The organism is Kitasatospora sp. NPDC088346 (assembly GCF_044740765.1).
In the GTDB taxonomy this organism is placed as follows: Bacteria; Actinomycetota; Actinomycetes; order Streptomycetales; family Streptomycetaceae; genus Kitasatospora.
This window is the reverse complement of sequence record NZ_JBIURH010000121.1, coordinates 1-5,677: the sequence shown is the minus strand read 5'-3', so window position 1 is coordinate 5,677 and position 5,677 is coordinate 1. Positions and strand designations below refer to the sequence as shown.

2 protein-coding genes are annotated in these 5,677 nt (G+C 75.3%); both read right to left on the bottom strand.

What is annotated here, in order from left to right; all coding sequences use genetic code 11:
* A partial coding sequence (locus tag ACIOFR_RS41695; RefSeq protein WP_401005985.1) for a type I polyketide synthase occupies nt 1-2,993 on the bottom strand: 2,993 nt, incomplete at its 3' end.
* Between the two features lie 134 nt (nt 2,994-3,127).
* The coding region (locus tag ACIOFR_RS41690) for an SDR family NAD(P)-dependent oxidoreductase (protein ID WP_401005983.1) at nt 3,128-5,677 on the bottom strand (2,550 nt) is incomplete at its 5' end.

Genomic DNA, 5,677 nt, shown 5'->3' with positions numbered 1-5,677 from the left:
CCGGCCACCACATCCGACAGCGGCCGCCACACCACCCGATAACGCCACCCGTCCACCGTCAGCAGCTCACGGCTCTGCCGACGCCACGCCGCCAGCATGGGGAGCGCGTCGCCGAGCCGGTCGCCGTGCTCGACGCCGAGGGTCTCGGCCAGCGCGGCCAGGTCCTCGCTCTCCACGGCCTCCCAGAACCGCGCTTCGACCGGGTCGGCGGGGCGCCCGGTCGGGAGCGGGCCGCCGGACTTCAGCCAGTAGTGGCCCCGCCGGAAGCCGTAGGTCGGCAGGTCGACCCGGCAGGCGCCGCGACCCGCGTAGAACGCCGTCCAGTCGACGGCGAGCCCGCGCAGGTGGGCGCGGGTCACTCCGGTGATGAGTGCCTCGTCCTCGGGGCGGCCCGCGCGCTGCAACGGGACGAACGCCGCCTCGGGGGCGCTCTCCTGGCCGAGGGCGCAGAGCACGCCGTCCGGGCCGACCTCGACGAAGGTCCGGACGCCCTGCGCCGCGAGGATCTGCACGGCGTCGGCGAAGCGGACGGCCTCGCGGACGTGCCGCACCCAGTACTCGGGGTCGGTCAGCTCGTCCGACACCAGCGCGCCGGTGAGCGTGGAGACGATCGGGATGCGCGGCGCCTCGAACGTCAACTCCCGCGCCACCGTACGGAACTCGTCCAGCATGCCGTCCATCAGCGGCGAGTGGAACGCATGGCTCACCGCGAGCCGCTTGGTCTTGCGGCCCTGCGCCTCCCAGTCCGCGGCCAGCTCCAGCACCGACCGCTCCTCGCCCGAAACCACGACGGCGGAAGGGCCGTTGACCGCGGCGATCGCCAGCTCGTCGCCGCGGCCGGCGATCAGCGGCAGCACCTCACCCTCGGCGGCCTGGAGCGCGACCATCGCGCCGCCGCGCGGCAGCGCCTGCATCAGCCGGCCACGCGCCGCCACCAGTCGAGAGGCGTCCGCCAGCGACAGCACACCCGCCACGTGCGCCGCGGCCAGCTCGCCGATCGAGTGACCGGCCAGGAAGTCAGGACGGACACCCCACGACTCCAGCAGGCGGAACAGCGCCACCTCCACCGCGAACAGCGCCGGCTGGGTGTACGCCGTCTCGTTCACCAGCTCCGCGTCCGCGATCGCCTCCCGCAGCGGACGCTCCAGATGCAGATCCAGCTCCGCACGGACCGCGTCGAACGCCTCCGCGAACACCGGATACGCGGCACACAACTCCTCACCCATGAAAGCCCGCTGGCTGCCCTGACCGGTGAAGAGGAAAGCGGACGGGCCGTCGGTGACGGAGTCCTGCAACGTCGTCTGCCCGCCGTCGGCGAGGGTCTGCAGGCCGCGCCGGAGCTCCTCGGCGTCGGCGGCGACCAGGGCTGCGCGGTGCGGCAGCGCGGCCCTGGTGGTGGCGAGGGAGAAACCCACGTCCAGCGGGTCGGCGGCGGGCTCGGCGGCCAGGTGGGCCAGCAGCCGGGCGGCCTGCTCGGGCAGGGCGTCGGCGGTGCGGGCGGAGAGCAGCCACGGCACCACAGTGCTGGGCGCCGTCGGCGTGTCCTGGGTGACGGCTGTGGCCCCGGGTCCGGTTCCGGTGCCGTCGGTGGCCGGTGCGGCGGGCTCGGGGGCCTGTTCGATGATGGTGTGGGCGTTGGTGCCGCTGATGCCGAAGGAGGAGGTGGCGGCGCGGCGCGGCCGACCGGTCTCGGGCCACGGGCGGGCCTCGGTCAGGAGCTCCACCGCCCCCGCCGTCCAGTCGACGTGCGGCGAGGGCTCGTCCACGTGCAGCGTCTGCGGCAGCACGCCGTGGCGCATCGCCATCACCATCTTGATGACGCCCGCGACACCGGCCGCGGCCTGGGTGTGGCCGACGTTCGACTTCAACGAGCCGAGCCAGAGCGGCTGTTCGGCCGGCCGCTCCTGGCCGTAGGTGGCGAGCAGCGCCTGCGCCTCGATCGGGTCGCCGAGCGTCGTGCCCGTGCCGTGCGCCTCCACCACGTCCACGTCGCCGGCGGAGAGCCGGGCGTCGGCCAGGGCCTGGCGGATCACCCGCTGCTGCGACGGACCGTTCGGGGCCGTCAGGCCGTTGGACGCACCGTCCTGGTTGACGGCGCTGCCACGGACCACCGCGAGCACCGGGTGCCCGTTGCGCCGCGCGTCCGACAGCCGCTCGACCAGCAGCATGGCCACGCCCTCGGACCAGCCGGTGCCGTCCGCCGCGCCCGCGAAGGACTTGCAGCGGCCGTCGGCGGCCAGCCCGCGCTGGCGGCTGAACTCGACGAACACGTCCGGGGTCGCCAGCACGGTGACCCCGCCGACCAGCGCCTGCGAGCAGTCGCCGTCCCGCAGCGCCTGGCAGGCCCAGTGGAGGGCGACCAGCGAGGAGGAGCAGGCGGTGTCCAGGGTCGCGGCCGGGCCCTCCAGCCCGAGGGTGTAGGCGATCCGGCCGGACAGCAGGCTGGTCGCGTTGCCGGTCAGCAGCCGCCCCTCGACGCCCTCGGGGACCTCGCGCAGCTCCGAGCCGTAACCCTGGTAGCCGCCACCGACGTAGACGCCGGTCCGGCTGCCGCGCAGGCCCGACGGGTCGATGCCGGCCCGCTCGAAGACCTCCCAGGAGGCCTCCAGCAGCAGGCGCTGCTGCGGGTCCATGGCGAGCGCCTCGCGCGGCGAGATCCCGAAGAACTCCGGGTCGAACTGGGCTGCCTCGTGCAGGAATCCGCCGCCACTGGCGTAGAAGGTGCCCTGGTGGTCCGGGTCCGGGTGGTACAGACCCTCGACGTCCCAGCCGCGGTCGGCGGGGAACGACGAGACGGCGTCACCACCGGTGGAGACCAGCCGCCACAGGTCCTCGGGCGAGCGGACGCCACCCGGCAGGCGGCAGCTCATCGCGACGATCGCGATCGGCTCGTGCTCCGCCTCCTCGACCTCGCGCAGCCGGCGGTTGGCCCGGCGCAGCTCGGCGGTCATCCACTTGAGGTGGTCGAGGAGCTTCTTTTCGTCTGCCATCAGCGGGCCGCCTTCGGAGGTGCCGGGTGGAGCGCGCTCGTCGCGCCCGGGTACGGGTTCGGATTCGGGTACAGGTGCAGGTCAGGGGTGGTGCCGGGGCGGGCACGGCCCGCCCCGGCAGGTTCGGGGGTCACGGGTCAGGACCTGCCGAATTCCTTGTTGATCAGGTCGAGGAGGTCGTCGGCCGAGACGTCGTCCAGCTCGTCCTCGTCCACCTCGTCCGCCGGATCGTCGGCCGCGTTCCACTTGGCCAGCAGGGCCTGGAGTCGGGCCGTGACCCTGGCACGGTCGGCGTCGTCGGCCGCGATGGCGGACAACGTCCGGTCCAGTGAGTCGAGTTCGGCGAGCGCCGGGGCCGCGGCGGACTCGTCGTCGCCGACGATCTCGGCCCGGAGGTACTCGGCGAGCGCGGTCGGGTTCGGGTAGTCGAACACCAGGCTGGCCGGGAGGCGCAGGCCGACCACGGCGCCGAGCCGGTTGCGCAGCTCGACCGCGGTCAGCGAGTCGAAGCCCAGCTCGTTGAAGGCCCGGGTGGCCTCGACCGCCGCGGCCGCGGCGTAGCCGAGGACTGCGGCGACCTCCCCGCGGACCAGGTCCAGCAGGGCCCGGTCCCGCTCGGCCGCGGGCAGGGCCCGCAGCCGCTCCTGGAACGCCGCCGAGCGGTCCTCGGCCCCCGCCTCCGGTCCCGACACGGCGCCTTCCAGCGCCTCGCGGGCCTCGGGCACCTCGCCGAGCAGCGGGCGCGGCCGGGCGGCGGCGAAGGCCGGCGCGAACAGCGCCCAGTCCACGTCCGCCACGGTCAGCGCCGTCTCCCGGTGATCCAGCGCCTGCTGGAGTGCGGCGATGCCGAGCTCCGGTGCGATCACGCGCAGGCCGCGGCGGCTCAGCTGGTCGGCGGTGACTCCGTCGGCCGCCATGCCGATCCCGCCCCACGGACCCCACGCCACCGAGGTGGCCGCGAGTCCGGCCGCCCGGCGCCGGGTGGCCAGGGCGTCGAGGAAGGCGTTGGCCGCCGCGTAGCCGGCCTGCCCGCCGCTGCCCCACACCCCGGAGATCGAGGAGAACAGCACGAACGCGTCCAGCTCGGTGTCGCCGAGCGCCGCGTCCAGGTGGACCGCACCGGTCACCTTGGCGTCCACGACCGTCGCCAGTCCGGCGAGGTCGCTCTCCGCCAGCAGGGTGTCCTGGGTGATTCCGGCGGCATGCACCACCGCCCGCAGCGGCAGCCCGTCGTCGGCGACGAGCAGGCGCTTGACCAGCGTCTCCACCGCCTCCCGGTCGGCCACGTCGCAGGCCTCCAGGGTCACCCGGACACCGGCTGCGAGCAGTTCCTCGCGCAGGCCCGCAGCCCCGGGGGCGTCGGCGCCGCGCCGGCCGGTGAGCACCAGGTGCTCGGCGCCGTTGCGGGCCAGCCAGCGGGCCACCTCGGAACCCAGCGCACCCGTGCCGCCGGTGATCAGCACCGTGCCGCTCGGCCGCCACGGCGCCGCGGGCGTACCGGCACGGTCGGCCCGCACCAGACGGCGGGCCAGCACACCGGAACGGCGGACGGCCAGCTGGTCCTCACCCGCGACGGCGTCCGCGCCGGACACCGGCGCCAGCACGCCGGCCAGCAGGGTGGCCGCCCGGTCGTCCAGCGTCTCCGGCAGGTCGACCAGACCGCCCCAGCGCTCCGGGTGCTCCAGAGCGACCACCCGGCCCAGACCCCAGACCTGTGCCTGGGCCGGGCTGAGCGCACTCTGCGCGTCGCCGCCGGTCGCCACCGCACCGCGCGTCGCGCACCACAACGGCGCACCGATCCCGGCATCGCCCAGGGCCTGGACCAGCACCGCGGTCGCGGCGAGCCCGGCCGAGAGCGCCGGGTGGACCGGGTGCCGCTCCTCGTCCAGGGCCAGCAGCGAGAGGACACCTGCCACCGACCCCAACTCAGCCTCGGCGGAGCTCAGTTCGTCGGCGAGGACGGAACGCTCGCAGCTGCCCGCGTCCACGACGATCCGCCGCAGACGGGCACCGCCGCCGGCCACGGCCCGCTCGACGGTGTCGATCCACCGCTGAACGGCCTGCGGGAGCGCCCCCGCTGCCGGAACGGCCAGCAGCCACTCGCCGGTCGGCGCGCCGGTGGGCGCGGCGGCCAGCGGCCGCCAGGCCACCCGGTAGCGCCAGCCGTCCACCGCGTGCTGCTCGCGCTGCTGGCGACGCCAGGCGGAGAGCACCGGCAGGACGGGCGCCAGGGCGTTCAGCGGGGACTGCGCGTCCGAGGCATCCACCTCAAGGGTCGCGGCCAGGGCGGTCAGGTCCTCGCTCTCGACGGCCTCCCAGAAGCGGGCGTCGACCGGGTCGGCGCTGCCGTGCGCGGCGGACGCGACGGCCACGGGGGCCTCCGGCCAGTAGCGCTGACGCTGGAAGGCGTACGTCGGCAGGTCGACACGGCGGGCACCGGTACCGGCGAACACCGCCTGCCAGTCGACCGTCAGGCCACGGACGTGGGCCTGGGCGACAGCGGCGGCGAGCGTACGGGCCTCCGGGCGGCCCGCGCGCAGGACCGGGACGAACGCGGCCTCGGCGGCACTGTCCTGGCCCATCGCGGACAGCACACCGTCCGGACCCAGCTCGACGAAGGTACGGACGCCCTCAGCCGCCAGGGTCTGCACCGCGTCAGCGAAACGGACCGCCTCGCGGACGTGCCG